The organism is Vibrio sp. J2-4 (genome assembly GCF_021728155.1).
GTDB lineage: Bacteria > Pseudomonadota > Gammaproteobacteria > Enterobacterales > Vibrionaceae > Vibrio > Vibrio diabolicus.
Window position 1 is genome coordinate 641,014 of sequence record NZ_JAKKCN010000001.1, and the last position, 17,077, is coordinate 658,090.

A 17,077-nucleotide genomic window follows, 5' to 3' on the forward strand; every position below is an offset into this window, starting at 1 on the left:
GTCACATCTGTTCATGTTTTTTAATAAATAACATCAATCAATCACATCTCTGGATGAGCTCAAAAAAGTGTTGAATTACAAGGCCTGAGAGCTCTTATTTGATTGAACCTTACTATTAGTATGGTCTAACATTTTCCATTAGAGATTGTAAAAAACTTAAGCTTGGTTACGCGGGCTTTTCAATAACACTAGATACAAAATAGGCAAATGTATGAGTGATGTTAATAAAATTGAGAGTGGTGAAAAACGCTCCCTGGAGTGGAAGTCGTTCCTCTTCATTGCAGTTGTTCTCTTCCCAATTCTGAGTGTGGCTTTTGTCGGCGGTTACGGGTTCATCGTTTGGATGTTGCAAGTGTTCTTCTTTGGACCTCCAGGCGCGCACGGCATGTAAGCCTGTGAGCTCATAACCACACTTTTGAAAAGATTTTAAGAGAGCAAATAATGAAATCATTAATCATTAAACTGTGGCGTACCATGACGCGCCCAGCTGTACATATCAGCCTAGGTGTGCTGACTATGGGCGGCTTCATTGCTGGTGTTATCTTTTGGGGTGGCTTTAACACCGCTCTAGAAGCAACCAACACAGAAGAATTCTGTATTAGTTGTCACACAATGCGTGACAACGTGTACGTTGAGCTGCAAGAAACGGTTCACTGGAAAAACCATTCAGGCGTTCGTGCTACTTGCCCTGACTGTCACGTTCCTCATAACTGGACAGACAAAATTGCTCGTAAAATGCAGGCGTCTAAAGAGGTATTTGCACAAGTATTTGGCAACTACGACGAACCGGGTGTGTTCGAAGAGCGTCGTATCGAACTTGCGAAACACGAATGGGATCGTTTCTCGGCAAACAAATCTTTAGAGTGTAAGAACTGTCACAACTACGAATCGATGGATTTCGAGCAAATGTCTCCAACCGCTCGTATCCAAATGAAGCAAGCAGCAGAGAAAGATCAAAGCTGTGTTGACTGTCATAAAGGTATCGCGCATAACCTGCCAGCAGGTATGGACAGCATCGGCGGTATCGTGGGTGACCTAGAAGGTATGACTTCAAATACAGATTACTCTGTAGGTCAGCAACTAGTGAGTGTTCGTCACCTACCAATTTACTTTGATGCACAAGGCACTAAAGAAGCCGGTCTTCTTAATCCAGCATCGACCGTTAAAGTTCTTGAAGACAAAGGCGAGTTTGTTGAAATCGAAATCGATGGCTGGCGTAAAGCGAAAGGTTTTGGTCGCGTAATTCAAGAAGACTTCGGTAAGAACATTGCGACTGCGTCTCTGATGAAAGAAGCAGCGACAGACAGCAACATTGTGACGACTGGTGAGAAAAAAGTGGATGAGCTAACGGGTCTTCCATGGGAAAAAGTTGCAGCGAAAGTATGGCTTAAGAAAGAGTCTATGCTGAACGACATCAATCCTGTTTGGGAAAAATCTCGTGAAGCGTACAAAACCAACTGTTCAGTATGTCACACGCAACCTGCGGAAGCGCACTTCGACGCGAACACCTGGCCAGGTATGTTCGACGGTATGTTGGCGTTCGTTAACCTAGATACAGACAGTGAAGCCCTGATCTTGAAGTATCTACAGAAACACTCTTCAGATTATGCTGAAGGTCACCACTAATAAGCGTCGGATTGGAGTAATTTAAATGGCTATTACACGAAGAAGTTTTCTTAAAGGTGTAGCAACCACAAGTGCAGCGTCAGTTATTGGTCCTAGCTTATTGGCGTCAGCCTCTGCCAATGCTGTTGAGACGACAGGTACTTGGAAAGTAACAGGTTCTCACTGGGGCGCGTTCCGCGCCCACATCTATGCGGGTAAAGTTCAAGAGATCAAACCGCTAGAGCTAGACAAAAACCCAACTGAAATGTTGAACGGCATCAAGGGTATTATCTACAGCCCTTCACGTGTTCGTTACCCAATGGTTCGTCTAGATTGGTTGAAGAAACATAAATACAGCGCGGATACCCGCGGTAACAACCGTTTCATCCGCGTGACTTGGGATGAAGCGCTAGATTTGTTCTACCGCGAACTAGAACGTATTCAAAAAGACTACGGTCCATGGGCGCTACACGCAGGTCAAACGGGTTGGAACCAAACAGGTTCATTCAACAACTGTACCGCGCACATGCAACGTGCAGTAGGTATGCACGGCAACTTCATCACGAAAGTAGGTGACTACTCGACGGGTGCAGGTCAAACCATCATGCCTTACGTACTTGGTTCAACCGAAGTTTACGCACAAGGTACGTCTTGGTCTGAAATCCTAGAGAACTCTGACAACATCGTTCTTTGGGCTAACGACCCAGTGAAAAACCTTCAAGTAGGTTGGAACTGTGAAACGCATGAGTCGTTCAAGTACCTAGCACAACTAAAAGAAAAAGTAGCGAAAGGTGAGATCAACGTTCTATCTGTAGATCCAGTGAAGAACAAGACTCAGCGCTACTTAGAGAACGATCACTTGTACATTAACCCGCTGACAGACGTAGCGTTCATGCTTGCTGTGGCGCACGTGCTGTACAACGAAGACTTGTACGATAAGAAGTTCATTGATACTTACTGTCTAGGCTTTGAAGAGTTTATTCAATACGTTCAAGGTAAGACAAAAGACAAAGTAGAGAAAACACCAGAGTGGGCTGCGGCTATCTGTGGCGTGAAAGCGGACAAGATTCGCGAATTCGCGCGTATGCTAGTAAGTGGCCGTACACAGATCCTAATGGGTTGGTGTATCCAGCGTCAAGAGCACGGTGAGCAACCATACTGGGCGGCGGCTGTGGTTGCTGCAATGGTTGGTCAAATCGGTCTACCTGGCGGTGGCATCTCTTACGGTCACCACTACTCAAGTATCGGTGTGCCTTCTACTGGTTTCGCGGGCCCTGGTGGTTTCCCTCGTAACCTTGACCAAGGTATGAAGCCGAAGTGGGACAACAACGACTTTAACGGTTACAGCCGTACTATCCCAGTTGCACGTTGGATCGACTGTCTGCTTGAGCCAGGCAAAGAGATCAACTACAACGGCGGTAAAGTGAAACTGCCAGACTTCAAGATGATGGTGATCTCGGGTTGTAACCCATGGCACCACCATCAAGATCGTAACCGCATGAAGAAAGCGTTCCGCAAACTTCAAACGGTTGTAACGATCGAGTTTGCTTGGACTGCAACATGTCGTTTCTCGGATATCGTTCTACCTGCGTGTACGCAATGGGAACGTAACGACATCGACGTATACGGTTCATACTCGAACAAAGGTCTGATTGCAATGCATCGTCTCGTCGATCCATTGTTCCAATCTAAGCCTGACTTCCAAATCATGAGTGAACTAACTCAGCGTTTTGGTCGCCGCGAAGAATACACTCGTGGTATGAGCGAGATGGAATGGATCGAAAGCCTTTACAACGATTGTAAAAAAGCGAACGAAGGTAAGTTTGAAATGCCAGAATTCAACGAGTTCTGGGAGAAGAGCGTACTAGACTTCGGTGAAGGTAAACCTTGGGTTCGTCATGCGGACTTCCGTAAAGACCCTGAGCTTAACCCACTAGGTACGCCGTCTGGTTTCATCGAGATCACGTCTCGTAAGATCGGCCGTTACGGCTACGAACACTGTCAAGAACACCCAATGTGGTTCGAAAAATCAGAGCGTTCACACGGTGGCCCTGGTTCAGATAAATACCCATTCTGGTTGCAGTCTTGTCACCCAGACAAGCGTCTGCACTCTCAAATGTGTGAATCTGAAGAGTTCCGTGCAACTTACGCGGTGCAAGGTCGTGAGCCTGTTTACATCAACCCAGCGGATGCGAAAGCGAAAGGCATCAAAGACGGTGACTTAGTGTGCGTATTCAACGGTCGTGGTCAGCTATTAGCTGGTGCTGTTCTTACTGACAGCTACCCACGTGGCGTTATTCGTATCGAAGAAGGTGCATGGTACGGTCCTCTAAACGAGAAAGAGGGCGCAATCTGTACTTACGGTGACCCTAACACGCTAACGCAAGACATTGGCTCTTCTGAACTTGCGCAGGCGACTTCTGCGAACACATGTATCGTAGACTTCGAGAAGTTCACCGGCAAAGTACCGCCAGTGACTTCATTCGGTGGTCCAATCGAAGTTGCTTAATTAATGCAATTCACATCAATCGAAATACCAGCCTTCGGGCTGGTATTTTTTTAACCAAAATTTCAGTGAGCGTTATCTCAATAATAAATTTGTGATGCTAAACGACAGTAGGATTCGTGACGTCGATAACGAATTGGGTGGGACAAGCAGGGGATAATGAACCAAGCTAAACAATAATAATTAAGTGAGTAGACTCTTTATGGCTCAGAGCATTCAATTGGCAAATCACATTGAGATCACTGTGAATAACAACGACCTCCAAGTTGAAGTTGAGGGTAATCAATTACATTTTTCTTTTGCTGGGCTTCACAATAAAACGTTTACCGACCGTGAAGTGTTGTTCGAGATGCCGTTTTTATACGAGCACGAGGCCAACGTGATTGGTGATGGCTTCCAAATGCTAGCGCAAACAGCGGGAACGGTTAGCCATCCCGTTGATATTGGTCGCTGTCCAGACAACAACCCTTCTTATCGAATCTATCCCAAAGATGCCCCTAAGCGTTACTACAACTATTTAGTGGTGGAAGGCTCGGCTGGCTATACCTTGTTTGGCTTCACATCATGTCATCGCTTTGCGGGCTATTTTGATGTTGTACTGCGTGATGGACATTGGGTTTTATCGGCCGCGATTGATGGTGAGTTTACTCAAGTGGCGGATTGGGAAAGTAATCAACTTGAATCCGTGGCGGTACTCTGCGGCCAATCTCTGTCTGAGCTTTATCAAATCTATGGAGAGATGATTGCAGAGCATCATCCTGTTCGCCAAGGTGTGACACAAGATGCGCCTGTCGGTTGGTGTTCGTGGTATGCCTACTACGCAGACGTGACAGAGCAAAACATCATGCAGAACGTTGATTGCATGCAAGATAAGCTTGAAGACCTAGAGTGGGTACTTCTGGATGATGGCTATCAAGCCTTTATGGGCGATTGGTTAATCCCATCGGATAAGTTTTCTGGTGGTGTGAAAGAGCTCATTCATAGTATCCGTGCAAAAGGCAAAAAGCCGGCGATTTGGATGGCACCCTTTATTGCTCAACCTGAGTCGGAGATCTTCAAACAACACCCAGAGTGGTTTGTTCGTCACAAAGATGGAAGCTTACTTAAAGCAGAAGATGTCACATACGGTGGTTGGCGCTGCACGCCTTGGTACATACTCGATACCTCAAACCCAGAAGTGCAAGACCATCTGACGAATGTGGTCTCTGTCATGAGACAAGAGTGGGGCGTTGAATTGTTCAAGCTAGACGCGAACTATTGGGGCACCTTGAAAGGTGTGCGTAAACAATCTGGTATTACAGGCGTTGAGGCGTATCGCTTAGGAATGGAAGCGATTGCTAAAGGCGCTGGTGATGCGTGGCTTTTAGGTTGCAACGCGCCAATGTGGCCATCTCTAGGGCTTGTGGATGCAATGCGTGTTTCTGATGACGTAGAACGCCATAGTCGTCGTTTCGAGCAGATAGCCAAAGAAACCTTTTATCGTAGTTGGCAGCATCGAAAACTGTGGCAAATTGATCCGGATTGCGCGACATTCACGTCATTAGCTAATCAAGCCGCATCCAGAGAAGAGTATGAATTTCATCGCACGGTGTTATTGGCGTGTGGTGGTTTGCTGCTGTCTGGCGATCCGCTCCCTGAGATTACGCCATTTGCAAAGAAGACATTGGCTAAGCTCATGCTACGTCAACAACGTAACCAAGAGTCAGCAAAGTTCACGGCTTTGAGTTTAAATCATGCGTTTTTAAAACTAACGACGAAGAATGACCTTCACTGCTTGTTTAACTATGCCAGCTACGGTGCGATGGAATTTACGCTGACGTCTGATCAACCGATGGATTGGTATGATTACTGGACAGGAGAAAAGCTAAACCAAGAACCTTGTCAGTTATTAATGGTGAGCGTGGATAAAGGGTTAAATGCGAAAGCGATCGTCACGGCATAACGTGCAGCAAATCGTTCGATTATAAAAACAAGAAAGGGGCCTACTGTGGCTCCTTTCTTATTTTGACGTCCTGAGCGTTAGAACTCGAATAAAAAGTAATACCCGTATCCAACAATAAAAGCAGGAATGGACGAATAAATAGTCGCGACCAAAGCGGCTTTCGGTGCCATAGCAATGGCGGGGAATAGGGCGTCACCATCATTGGAAATCGCATTTGCCAACTGCGCCGAAAGTGGCGCTGCACCAGAGATGTAAAGGCTGGTGACTAGAATTTGCGGACCACAACCAGGTAGCATACCAATGGCTAAGCCAGCTAATGGCATCCATATCCCCCAATGAGAAAAGGTTTCTACGAGGTCGATTCCAGAAAAATAGGTCGTCAGTTCAAACGCCAGAAACGCCACGATCACCCAAGCACTGACGAAATTCGTATCTTGGGCTGCTTTTTGAATCGGGTGTGAGTCCACGATTTTTTCATCTTCAGAGACCGTTGACTGATAATCGCCGAGCTCTTTTGTCATCGCCCACAACGACATTGTGATCACCGCGAAGATAGCGCCCAGCCATTCAATGGTATTGGCCTGCAAAGACAACAGCTGATTAATATCGATTTGGAAAGACATTAACACAGCAACGACGCTGGCAGGCACAATAAGCCATTTCCAAAACGCGCCTTGTAGATTGATTGCACGTTGTTCAAGTGGCGTGTGACGGTCTGTCTGGTGTTGGCAACAAGCATGTGTCTGAGGCGCTTCTTTTGGTTCTGGGCGCAGAAAGTTATCAGCATGAAAAGCATTAACGACCAACCCTGAAAGAGTACCCACGATAATGCCCAATCCAACCACGCCTACACCAACACTAGGTTTGGCGGCGAGAAGCAAAAAGGCAGCGTCACCCATTGTTGAAGTAAGTACCGCGACAATCGCACCAAATCCTACTCGGCCACTAATAAATTGCGTTGTCACAACAATAGCGCCACCACAGCCAGGCAAAGCGCCCAATAAAGAAGCAAAGAAAACCTGATGATTACGCGAGCGGTGGTAAAGCTCGGTAATTCGATTGGTTTTCGACATAAAGTTTGAAAGATAATGATAAATTGCCAAGGTGGCGGCAACATAGCATGACACCGCCCAGAATGAGTCGGATAGCGTCTGTACGGCAACGTCACGTGTATTTTCATTGCCTAGCAAAATGAGCATGACGATAGGGATCAGCAATCGCTTATAAGCTAAACGAAACTGAGTAGGCTGAAACAACTGTTGTGCAGAGTGTAAAAATTGGGTCGCGTTCATCGTTTACTCAAATGCAAATAGGAATAATTATCATTATATGTAAATGAGATTTATTCGCAATAGCATTGTGAACTTTTCTTCGTGTCAAACTCTCTGAAATCAGGTAAAGTATCGGCCTTTGTGAGCAAACACGCCCTAATTAACTGTATTAGGCGGCGTATAAAATTGACTTGAATAGGAAGAAACATGATTCTAGTTGTAGGTCATAAGAACCCAGACAGTGACAGTATTTGTAGTGCACTCGTTGCAACTGAACTTCTAAAAGCGCGTGGCGTTGAAGCTATGCCAATTCGCCAAGGCGAAATCAACCGTGAAACTCAGCACATCCTAGAAGTTGCTGGCGCTGAAGTTCCTGAGCTTCGCACATCAGTTGCGGGTGAGACCGTTTGGCTAGTAGATTACTCAGATCTAGCACAAGCACCAGACGATATCGCAGAAGCTGAAATTGCGGGTATTGTTGACCACCACCGCCTAGGTGACGTGATGACAGTAAACCCAATGGAAGCATGGATCTGGCCTGTTGGTTGTACCAACACTGTTCTATTCAACATGTTCAAGATTGAAGGTCACGCGATTACTCCACAAATCGCTAAGCTAATGATGTCAGCAATTCTATCTGACACAGTAGGCTTCGCTTCTCCAACTTGTACACAAAAAGACAAAGATGCCGTTGCTGAGCTAGCGGTAATCGCAGACGTACAAGATGTTGACGCATTCACTAAAGATCTTCTAATTGCTAAGACAAACATCGAAGGTCTATCTGCGGCTGAGCTTGTTGAGAAAGACCTTAAAGGTTACCCATTCAACGGTCGTGACGTAGTAGTAGGTCAGGTTGAGCTTGCAACACTAGAGCAAGTTGACGGTATGATCGAAGCACTAGAAGCGGATCTAGAAGCGCGTTGCGAAAAAGACAACCTTGCATTTGCTGCTGTAATGCTAACAGACATCACGACTGCTCAAACTCGTCTTCTATACAAAGGTGAGTGGGCTGAGAAGCTTGTTAAGCACGAAAAAGACGGCATGCTAATGATGGAAAACACGCTAAGCCGTAAGAAGCAAGGTTGGCCTTGGCTTCAAACTGAGCTAGCTTAATTTTCTAGCATATACTTTAAATGCCCGCCTAGCTGCGGGCATTTTTCTATGGGAAATAGGAGACGAATATGTCTGAGCAACTGACCCAAGAGCAGATGGATACCATCAATCGTTACAACGAAGAGCAACGTTTAAAGTACTGCGTAAAAGAGATTGTGGCGAATCGTAAAGTTTGGATTCTGAAAGATGAACATGGCTGTGTCATGTTAAATACAGAAGATGATGATTGTGTACCAGTATGGCCAAACGAAGAGTTTGCTTTGCAATGGGCTAATGGTGATTGGGAAGATTGCGAGCCAGAAGCGATCTCTCTAAATAAGTGGCACAGTCGTTGGACATCTGGTCTAGAAGATGACGAATTATCTGTTGTTGTATTCCCAAATCAAAATGAAGAAGGGGTGGTTTTGTTTCCTGATGAGTTTGATTTCGAACTGCGCAAACAAGCGAGCCGCCGCTAATTTTTCGATTCGTGTCCATTTAATAAAGAAGCCTGCTTTAACGCAGGCTTCTTTACATTTGCACGATGACATCTTTGATAGGCTATTTTGTTTGGTGGCTTGGCGCCTTATAGAAGTGGCTTTCGACTAGGCGTTGAGTAATAGGATGCTCGGGATGAGTCAATACCTGGTTGGTTTCGCCAAACTCGACCACTTCACCTTCATGCATCACCATCACTTTGTCAGTAATGTGCTTAACAATGCCAATGTGTTGAGATACATACACAAATGACAATCCCATCTCTTCTTGCAACTCGAGGAATAAGTTAATGATCTGTGAGCGCATTGCCATATCCAAACCGTTTAACGCCTCGTCAGCGACAATGATGGAAGGTTGAAGAATAAGCGCACGAGCTAAACACACACGCTGTTTTTGGCCTGCCGCTAGCATTTGTGGGTAAAAATAGGCGTGTTCAGGCAACAATCCGACGCGGAGTAGGGTGTTCTTCACACGCTGCATGCGTGCATCTGGCGGCATGTTGGTGTTTCGCTTTAATGGACCTTCCAAAATACGGCCAATCTGGATACGCGGGTTGAGCGATGTGTTTGGATCTTGGAAAATCATGCGAATGAGCTTACAGCGTGTCGCGTAATCTTTGTGCTCCAACCGTTCGCCATTCACACGGATCTCTCCGGAGCTTGGCTCTACAACGCCTGCAAGCATACGGGCAAGAGTGGATTTTCCTGAACCGTTTTGGCCAATAAAACCGATAGTTTGCCCCGGCTCTAACGTAAAGCTCACCGGTTTGACAGCCTCATTAACCTGACGTTTGAATAGTCGGGAGCGCGTAACAAACTGCTTCGATAAATTATCGACTTCAAGTAACGCACTCATGACTTTTTCTCCGTGTTCAATGGAAAGTGGCAGTTAAATTTATGATTCTTAATTCGTCTGGTGTGTGGAATTTCAACACATTGTTTCTGCGCATACGGACAACGTGGACCGAGTCGACAACCGATTGGCAGATGCTGCAATGGCGGAATCGAGCCCGGTAGGGATTGGAGTTTTTGCTTGTGTGGTACCCAATCATTAAAGTCTGGCATCGCTTTAAGCAAGGCATCTGTATACGGGTGCTTGGGTGCTGCAATGATTTTACTGGTATCGGCAGACTCTACCGACTGACCACAATACATTACCGTAATGCGGCCCGCCCATTGTGTGATGGTTGCTAAGTCGTGACCGATAAGCAGAATGGTCGTGTTATTGAGCTGGTTCATACGGCTCAATAAACGCAATATTTGCGACTGGGTAATTGGGTCCAAGTCGTTCGTTGGTTCATCTGCGATTAGCAACTTTGGTTTGGTCGCTATCGCCATGGCAATCATGACTTTTTGGCACTCACCATCAGTCAGTTCATAAGGGTAGCTACCCATTAAACGCTTGTGATCTTTAATGCCTACTTTATGCAGAAGCGCGATGGCTTGTTTTTTACGCCATTTAAATCGCTCCCACCATTTCCCTTCAAACGCGCGAGATGGGATGGACTCGATCAATTGACGTCCCACTTCTTCTGAAGGATCAAGACAGGTTGATGGCTCTTGGAAGATCATCGCAATATCACGGGCAATGACACGTCGACGCTCTTTTGGCGTAAGCTGAAGCAAGTCAATATTGCCAAGGCGCATACGGTCCGCGGTAATGCGCCAGTTATCTTTACTTACCCCAACAATCGCTTTTGCAACCAAGCTTTTCCCTGAACCAGACTCACCTACAAGACCACGAATTTCGCCTTCATTCAAAGTTAGGCTCATTCGGTCCACGGCTTTGACCAACCCTTGAGGGGTTTCGATCTCAATAGTCAAATGTCGAATATCTAACAACGGCATTATTCGATCCCCGCATTAAGCGCTTGACGTACACCTTCACCTACTAAGTTTAGGGTAATAACGGTAAACATGATGGTTAGGCCGGGTAGGGTTACGGTCCAAGGTGCAATATAAATCAACTCGACAGAGTCACCTAATATCGCTCCCCACTCAGTACTTGGTGCTTGTGCGCCTAAGCCAAGAAAACCCAGCGCAGTAATATCTAAAATCGCAGCAGAGAGCGCGAGTGTGATTTCAGCAGCAATGACCGTCAATATGTTGGGAAGAATTGAACTCCACAACAAGTAGAAATCGTTCGCGCCATCAAGACGTGCCGCCATAATGTAGTCTTTTTCAACTTCGGTGTGGACTGCGATATAAACGGAGCGAATAAAACGCGGAATCAAAGCCAAGCAGATCGCGAGTAAAATGTTGAACCCACCAAAACCTAGAAATGCCACAAAAATGATCGCTAATAACAACGAGGGAATCGACATGACAGTATCGAGCAAGTGATTGAGGGTACTCGACAGTAAGCCTTTCGTCATACCTGCTAATACGCCAATCAAACAACCTACGACCGCGGCAATCGCAGTGATGGCAACGGCTGCACCAAATGTAAGTTGAGAGCCCATGATCAAGCGTGACAGAATGTCTCGGCCTAAGTCATCGGTTCCCAAAAAGTAATCAACCGTTCCAGCTGGGGCCCATGATGGCGGCACAAGCAATTCGCCTGACTGTGCTTGGGCATCAAACGGCGCAAGCAGTGGCGCAAAAATGGTAATTAGGACGATAAATACCAAGCACCATAGGCCAAACATGGCTAGCCCGTTGGCGCGGTAACTTCGCCAAAATCGCTCAAACTGAGTTGGAATGCGCTCTTCCTGATAAACGTTATTTGTTAGCATACCATTCCTTTCGAACTAGAGGGTTAATCATCGCGCCAATCAAATCAGAGAGAATATTAGCGGTGAGAACCAAAGTCGCAAGTACCATCACGCCAGCTTGGATTGATGCATAATCTTGGTTTGCCAATGCATCTAACAACCAACGACCAATACCCGGCCAGTTAAAAATAGATTCAGTGATGATAGCCAAGGTAATCATACTGGAAAGCTGAACACCGACTTTGGGGATGATAGGCGGTATCGCATTACGCAAGACATGTTGAGTTACGATCTCGCGGTTAGAGAGACCTTTGATTCTCGCTGCACGAATGTAGTTTTGGCTCATCACTTCCGCCACCGAAGAACGCATTAGTCCGACAACCTGCGTGGTTGGAGCCAAAGCGAGCACCAAACATGGCAGCACCATATGCTCAATGACGCTTTGCAGTGCGTGAGCGCGGTATTCACCTTTCGCCATGAAAGCGTCGATAATGGCAAATCCGGTTGCATGATCAATTTCGTAAAGCAGGTCATACCGTCCTGCCACGGGAAAGAGTTGGTATTCCAATGAAAAAACCATGATAAGTAGCAGAGCCACCCAAAAAATTGGAGCGGAATAACCAGACATCGACATGAATGAAATGCTGGTGTCGAGCCATTTACCTTGCTTCATCCCACCCACGGTTCCAAGTGGAATGCCGATCAGAAGGGACACCAAAAAGGCAAAAAAGCACAGTTCCAAAGTGGCAGGGAATACGACGGCGAGCTCGTCATAAATCGCGTTGCCGTTTTTACTTATGCCAAAATCAAGCTGAGAAAGGTTGATTAAGTAAGTTTGCCAACCAGACCAAAAATCAACGTTTGCCCAGTGCGAGAGAGGGTCAAGGCGCAGCAGAGAAAAGCCCACTAATGTGAGGATCATCAAAGTGATGAAAAATAGGTTAAAGCGTCGAACGGTATACCAAAACATCAGTGAATTCTCTCAACTCTATCAAACGGTTGGGCATTGAAAGGGCTTGATTTGAAGCCTGTCAGTGATTTGTCGTGAACACGGAATTGCACACCATGTGCCAGAGGAATTACCGGGAATTCTTGATTTAAAATGTTCTGCGCTTGGCGATATAGGTTCAGACGGTAACGCGGTTCTTGGGTTTCCAATGCCAAATCGAGCAAGAAATCGAAATCATCGTTACACCACATCGATACGTTGAGGCCAACGCGATCAGACTCACAAGATAATAACGGGCGAAAAAAGTTGTCAGGGTCCCCGGTATCACCAATCCAACCAGTTAAAAGTAAATCGATGTCGTTGATATTCTCTAAATCCACACGTTCGAATCTATCATCGGTTAGCAACGTTAACTCAACCCCAATATCGGCAAAATTCGCTTGGATTAGCTCCGCGGTCTTACGAGGACTTGGGTTAAAGGCGCGTGGTTCAAGTGGTACCCACATGGTCAGCTCTAGACCGTCTTCATAGCCAGCATCACGGAGTAGTGCTAATGCATAGTTACGGTCATAACGAATTTTTACGCTGTCCTTTTGATAAGCCCATGAATTAGGCGGTAGCAATGTATAAGCTTGCGAGCCAGTTCCGTAGTAAACCGAATCTAAAATGTTCTGACGGTTAATCGCTAAGTTAAGTGCTTGGCGGACGCGAGCATCACTCAGTGCCGTCGTTTCAGTGTTGATCGCAATAAAGGATACGTTGTTGGCTGGCGTAGCAGTTAGCTCAAGATTGTCATTTTCTTGAATAACGGGTATTTGGCTCGAAATAGGCGAAGAGAGCACATCGCACTCGTTTCTTAAAAGTTTCGCCAAGGTACCAGTGCCTCTGTGAGAGATATCGAACACCACTTGTTCCATTTTTGCTGGTGACTTCCAGTAATTAGAATGACGCTCTAATCGAATCAAGTCGTTCACTTGGTACTCTTTTAGTTGATATGGGCCGGTACCGATAGGAAGTTGGTCGATTTCTTCTTTATGATCTTTTGCTGCCAGTTGCTGTCCGTACTCCGCAGACAATATGACAGCATGGCTGGTGGCAATATTTGCCAAGAAGGAAAAATTTGGCTGAGATAAGGTAAACCTTACAGTATGCTCGTCAATCGCAGTCACGTCTTGCAGCAGGTTTTGAAAATCTAACCCTGCAAACCATGGATAAAAACCACCACCTACTTGGTGAAAAGGATGGTCTACATCAATGATTCGCTTGAAGCTAAATACCACATCCTTTGCATTCAATGGGCGAGTGGGAGTGAACCAGGACGTGGTTTGGAATTGAACATTACGTTTAAGCTTAAACGTGTATTCCGTTCCTGACTCATTCACAGACCAACTCTCAGCGATATTTGCTACTGGCTGATGTGATTTAGGATCGAGCGTGAGCAGCGTATCGTACAACTGCGGGCTCAGTGCCTCTGCGGTAATACCGCTATCAATAAGCTGAGGGTTAAACGTAGTTGGCTTACCTTGTCCGCAAAACACAAAGCCAGCTTTGCGAATGTCATTGTGGTCAATTTCATCACCACAAGCGGTCAGTAGGCTAATCCCAATAAGGCTCAGCGATAATCTTATAAAAGCATTCATAATATGAAATGTTCATTGGATCTTGCTTGTTTCATTTGATCTTACTCTTTCAGAGCTAACAAGCGAAAATGATCTCGCTAATTTATCACCTTTGTGAACTCGCTCCAAACATAAAATCCATACACTGTAAGGTGTTATGCTTGAAAGACATACAAATTAGAGCGCTGTCACTCGCTCGCTAACCGATCAAGCACCTTCGACCTAGCTAGCTTTGCCCGACTAAACCATATTTTCTAACCATCCCTCGTAATTGGTGGTAGCTCAAACCAAGTAACTCGGCTGCTTGTCGTTGATTAAACTTGGCTTCTTCCAATGCGCGATTGAGTAAGTGGATGTCTTGCTCTTCTTGCCACTGTTTATAGTCTAGAGGGAATTGAACTGCGCTGCTTGGTGCTTCCTCTTCTTGCTGCTGTTCGGCTTGCTCGGCGTTATGACCAAGCGTGTTATTCCAAACTGTTTCAAAAGGATTGAAAATCAGTTCATCAATTGGATCGGCACTGAGACCATGTTGGTAAATAGCACGTTCAATCACGTTTTTTAGTTCACGGACATTACCTGGCCATTCATATTCAAGAAGCGAATGCTGTGCTTTTGAGGTAAAACCGACAAAATATTCCAGTTGAAGTTCACGACACATCTTCATCGCGTAGTGCTCTGCTAAAGAGAGGATGTCTTCTTTTCGTTCACGAAGAGGAGGCAGCATGATGACATCAAACGCTAAACGATCGAGTAAGTCGGCACGGAAATCGCCTTGTTCCGCCAATTTTGGTAAGTCCGCATTGGTTGCACAAACAAGTCGAACATCCGCATTGAGAGCGGTATGACCGCCAACTCGTTCATATTCACCATATTCGATGACACGCAACAGCTTTTCTTGAACTAAAAGTGGTGCGGTGGCCAGTTCGTCGAGAAACAAAGTGCCGCCTTCGGCGCGTTCGAAACGTCCTTTATGCTTGCCCTTAGAACCTGTAAAAGAACCGGATTCATGACCAAATAGCTCTGAATCTATTAGTCCTTCGCTTAAGGTCGCACAGTTGAGTGATAGTAGTGGCTTATCCCAACGTCTTGATAAATAATGCAAACGCTGAGCGATGAGTTCTTTACCCGTTCCTCGTTCACCGATAATGAGGACTGGACGCTCAATAGGCGCAAGTTGTGATACTTTATCTAGTACGGCGAGAAAAGCAGGTGATTCACCAATCAGGTTTTGCTTCATAAAGTCCTTCTTATTTAACAGCCGAGCCATGATTTACATATGGAGTTGGTGAATTTCACCAACAGTTGGTGAAAAACATCATAGCATAATAGTGCGTAACGACAACAAAATGCATAAACTGATGATTTTAAATGTAATTTTAAGTTGGCATGCTACTTGTAATGTATTCAGGGAGACGCAAGGTCAATCACCACCTTGTCGAGTTTTAATAGGAAAAAAGAGGAGTTCCGTTATGGGTATTTTTTCTCGATTTGCAGATATCGTTAACTCAAACATCAGTGCATTGCTGGACAAGGCGGAAGATCCTGAAAAAATGATCCGTCTTATCATTCAAGAAATGGAAGACACACTTGTTGAAGTGCGTACTAACTCGGCTAAAGCGATTGCAGACAAAAAAGAGTTGGCTCGTAAAGTTGAAACGTTAGAAGAGCAAATTGGCGAATGGAGCCAAAAAGCGAGCCTAGCGTTGGTAAAACAGCGTGAAGATTTGGCTCGTGCAGCATTAATTGAAAAGCAAAAGCTTGAGCAAGTGATTAAAGGCCTTCACACTGAGCAGACGTTAGTAGAAGAAACGATCGACAAGCTTACAGGCGAGATCGGTAAGTTAGAAAGCAAAATTGCAGAAACGCGTGCAAAACAGCAAGCACTAGCAATTCGTAACCAAACCGCCTCTAACCGTCGTGATGTGCAAAAACACCTGCACACTAGCCGTACTAATGAAGCGATGGCAAAGTTTGAGCAGTACTCGCGTAAAGTGGATGAAATGGAAGCGGAAGCAGATTTGTACGCACAAACTGGTAATGCAAAATCGCTAGAGCAAGAGTTTGCAGAGCTTCAAGCTCAAGATGAAATCGAAAAAGAGTTGGCAAAACTGAAAGAACAGATGTCATCGAAAGATAAATAACAAAGGAGCCATTTATGTCGGCATTTTTTATAGCAGGACCAGTGATTGTCTTTTTAATCTTTGTCGCTCCACTATGGCTCTTCTTACACTATCGCAGCAAACGCAAAACAGATAGTGCACTGTCGAGCCAAGATTTAGAGCGCCTTCAGGTACTATCTGAAAAAGCGGAAGCGATGCAGTCCCGAGTTGATACATTGGAGCGCATCTTGGATGCTGAGTCACCAACATGGAGACGCAAGTATGACTAATCGAGAGCTGTATCGTGACCCAGTAAATGGCAAAATCTCCGGTGTTTGCGCCGGAATCGCCAACTACTTTGGTGCAGAGGTTTGGTTGATTCGTATTGTAGTGATTTCTGCAGCGCTGTTGGGCGGTACGTTTTTGGTGTTGTTAGCATACGTCGCGATGGCGTTTATGTTAGAAAAGCAACCAGTGACGTATTCTGAAAATATCCGAGCGCAACAAGAACACACACTTAAAAGTAAGCCTTGGCAGAAAGGACAAAGTCCGGACCAATTGCTCAGTGTGTTGGAACGCGATTTTGACCGTCTTGATGGCAAAATCCGTAACATGGAAGCGTATGTTACGTCTGATACATATAGGGTGAATCGGGAGTTCAGCAAGCTCTAAACACTCCGCATCCAAAGAAGATTTAAACGAAGCAGGCGCAAAGCCTGCTTTTTTGTCACAAATTACTAATTTTAAAGCACTATTAATCTTTTCAACTCTGGAAGTTCGCCC

Annotated in this window: 16 protein-coding genes; 9 read left to right on the plus strand and 7 right to left on the minus strand. The window is 45.6% G+C overall.

Annotation, left to right across the window (positions count from 1 at the left end):
- Nucleotides 1-211 precede the first annotated feature (211 nt).
- The 4 genes from torE (at nucleotide 212) to L3V32_RS02945 (ending at nucleotide 6,053) form a co-directional block, all read left to right on the plus strand.
- Nucleotides 212-391 (plus strand): trimethylamine N-oxide reductase system protein TorE, encoded by a 180-nt coding sequence (gene torE, locus L3V32_RS02930; protein WP_005378141.1) that lies wholly within the window; start codon nucleotides 212-214, stop codon nucleotides 389-391.
- 50 nt (nucleotides 392-441) lie between these two features.
- Entirely contained in the window at nucleotides 442-1,626 is a 1,185-nt protein-coding gene (torC, locus tag L3V32_RS02935) for a pentaheme c-type cytochrome TorC (RefSeq protein ID WP_031780338.1), read from the plus strand.
- A gap of 25 nt (nucleotides 1,627-1,651) precedes the next feature.
- Nucleotides 1,652-4,114, plus strand: a complete 2,463-nt coding sequence (gene torA / locus L3V32_RS02940; RefSeq protein WP_237283775.1) for a trimethylamine-N-oxide reductase TorA — start codon at nucleotides 1,652-1,654, stop codon at nucleotides 4,112-4,114.
- 199 nt (nucleotides 4,115-4,313) lie between these two features.
- Complete coding sequence (locus L3V32_RS02945; protein WP_139059502.1) at nucleotides 4,314-6,053, plus strand: glycoside hydrolase family 36 protein; 1,740 nt, start codon at nucleotides 4,314-4,316, stop codon at nucleotides 6,051-6,053.
- Nucleotides 6,054-6,130: 77 nt separating this feature from the next.
- Here L3V32_RS02945 and L3V32_RS02950 read toward each other — a convergent pair whose 3' ends face one another.
- Nucleotides 6,131-7,345 carry a putative manganese transporter gene (locus tag L3V32_RS02950; RefSeq protein WP_237283776.1) on the minus strand — a complete coding sequence of 405 codons (1,215 nt, stop codon included), beginning with the start codon at nucleotides 7,343-7,345 and terminating at the stop codon, nucleotides 6,131-6,133.
- A gap of 186 nt (nucleotides 7,346-7,531) precedes the next feature.
- On the opposite strand from L3V32_RS02950, the gene L3V32_RS02955 reads away from it, so the two are divergent.
- Both L3V32_RS02955 and L3V32_RS02960 read left to right on the plus strand, forming a co-directional pair.
- The gene (locus tag L3V32_RS02955; RefSeq protein ID WP_005393312.1) at nucleotides 7,532-8,437 is read left to right on the plus strand and encodes a manganese-dependent inorganic pyrophosphatase; all 906 of its coding nucleotides are present in this window, start codon (nucleotides 7,532-7,534) and stop codon (nucleotides 8,435-8,437) included.
- 68 nt (nucleotides 8,438-8,505) lie between these two features.
- Nucleotides 8,506-8,895, plus strand: coding sequence for a DUF2750 domain-containing protein (locus L3V32_RS02960; protein ID WP_012841946.1), 390 nt, complete (start codon nucleotides 8,506-8,508; stop codon nucleotides 8,893-8,895).
- 82 nt (nucleotides 8,896-8,977) lie between these two features.
- On the opposite strand, the gene L3V32_RS02965 is transcribed toward L3V32_RS02960, so the two are convergent.
- The 6 genes from L3V32_RS02965 to pspF form a co-directional block, all read right to left on the minus strand.
- The gene (locus L3V32_RS02965) at nucleotides 8,978-9,769 is read right to left on the minus strand and encodes an ATP-binding cassette domain-containing protein (RefSeq protein ID WP_005393308.1); all 792 of its coding nucleotides are present in this window, start codon (nucleotides 9,767-9,769) and stop codon (nucleotides 8,978-8,980) included.
- Nucleotides 9,766-10,761, minus strand: a complete 996-nt coding sequence (locus L3V32_RS02970) for an oligopeptide/dipeptide ABC transporter ATP-binding protein (protein ID WP_005378126.1) — start codon at nucleotides 10,759-10,761, stop codon at nucleotides 9,766-9,768. The genes L3V32_RS02965 and L3V32_RS02970 overlap by 4 nt, the downstream gene beginning before the upstream one ends.
- Complete coding sequence (locus tag L3V32_RS02975; RefSeq protein ID WP_005378123.1) at nucleotides 10,761-11,648, minus strand: ABC transporter permease subunit; 888 nt, start codon at nucleotides 11,646-11,648, stop codon at nucleotides 10,761-10,763. The genes L3V32_RS02970 and L3V32_RS02975 overlap by 1 nt, the downstream gene beginning before the upstream one ends.
- A complete protein-coding gene (locus L3V32_RS02980) occupies nucleotides 11,635-12,597 on the minus strand; it encodes an ABC transporter permease subunit (RefSeq protein WP_237283777.1) in 963 nt (320 codons plus the stop codon). The genes L3V32_RS02975 and L3V32_RS02980 overlap by 14 nt, the downstream gene beginning before the upstream one ends.
- The gene (sapA, locus tag L3V32_RS02985) at nucleotides 12,597-14,216 is read right to left on the minus strand and encodes an ABC transporter substrate-binding protein SapA (RefSeq protein ID WP_005393298.1); all 1,620 of its coding nucleotides are present in this window, start codon (nucleotides 14,214-14,216) and stop codon (nucleotides 12,597-12,599) included. The genes L3V32_RS02980 and sapA overlap by 1 nt, the downstream gene beginning before the upstream one ends.
- A 205-nt stretch (nucleotides 14,217-14,421) precedes the next feature.
- Nucleotides 14,422-15,432: a phage shock protein operon transcriptional activator gene (gene pspF / locus L3V32_RS02990; RefSeq protein ID WP_005393296.1), complete on the minus strand. Its 1,011-nt coding sequence runs from the start codon at nucleotides 15,430-15,432 to the stop codon at nucleotides 14,422-14,424.
- Between the two features lie 232 nt (nucleotides 15,433-15,664).
- On the opposite strand from pspF, the gene pspA reads away from it, so the two are divergent.
- The 3 genes from pspA to pspC are packed head-to-tail and all read left to right on the plus strand — an operon-like array spanning nucleotide 15,665 to nucleotide 16,966.
- On the plus strand, nucleotides 15,665-16,336 hold the full coding sequence (gene pspA, locus L3V32_RS02995; RefSeq protein WP_005393294.1) for a phage shock protein PspA: 672 nt from the start codon (nucleotides 15,665-15,667) through the stop codon (nucleotides 16,334-16,336).
- 14 nt (nucleotides 16,337-16,350) lie between these two features.
- Entirely contained in the window at nucleotides 16,351-16,584 is a 234-nt protein-coding gene (gene pspB / locus L3V32_RS03000) for an envelope stress response membrane protein PspB (RefSeq protein WP_005393293.1), read from the plus strand.
- Nucleotides 16,577-16,966, plus strand: coding sequence for an envelope stress response membrane protein PspC (pspC, locus tag L3V32_RS03005; protein ID WP_012841944.1), 390 nt, complete (start codon nucleotides 16,577-16,579; stop codon nucleotides 16,964-16,966). The genes pspB and pspC overlap by 8 nt, the downstream gene beginning before the upstream one ends.
- The last annotated feature ends 111 nt before the right edge of the window (nucleotides 16,967-17,077 follow it).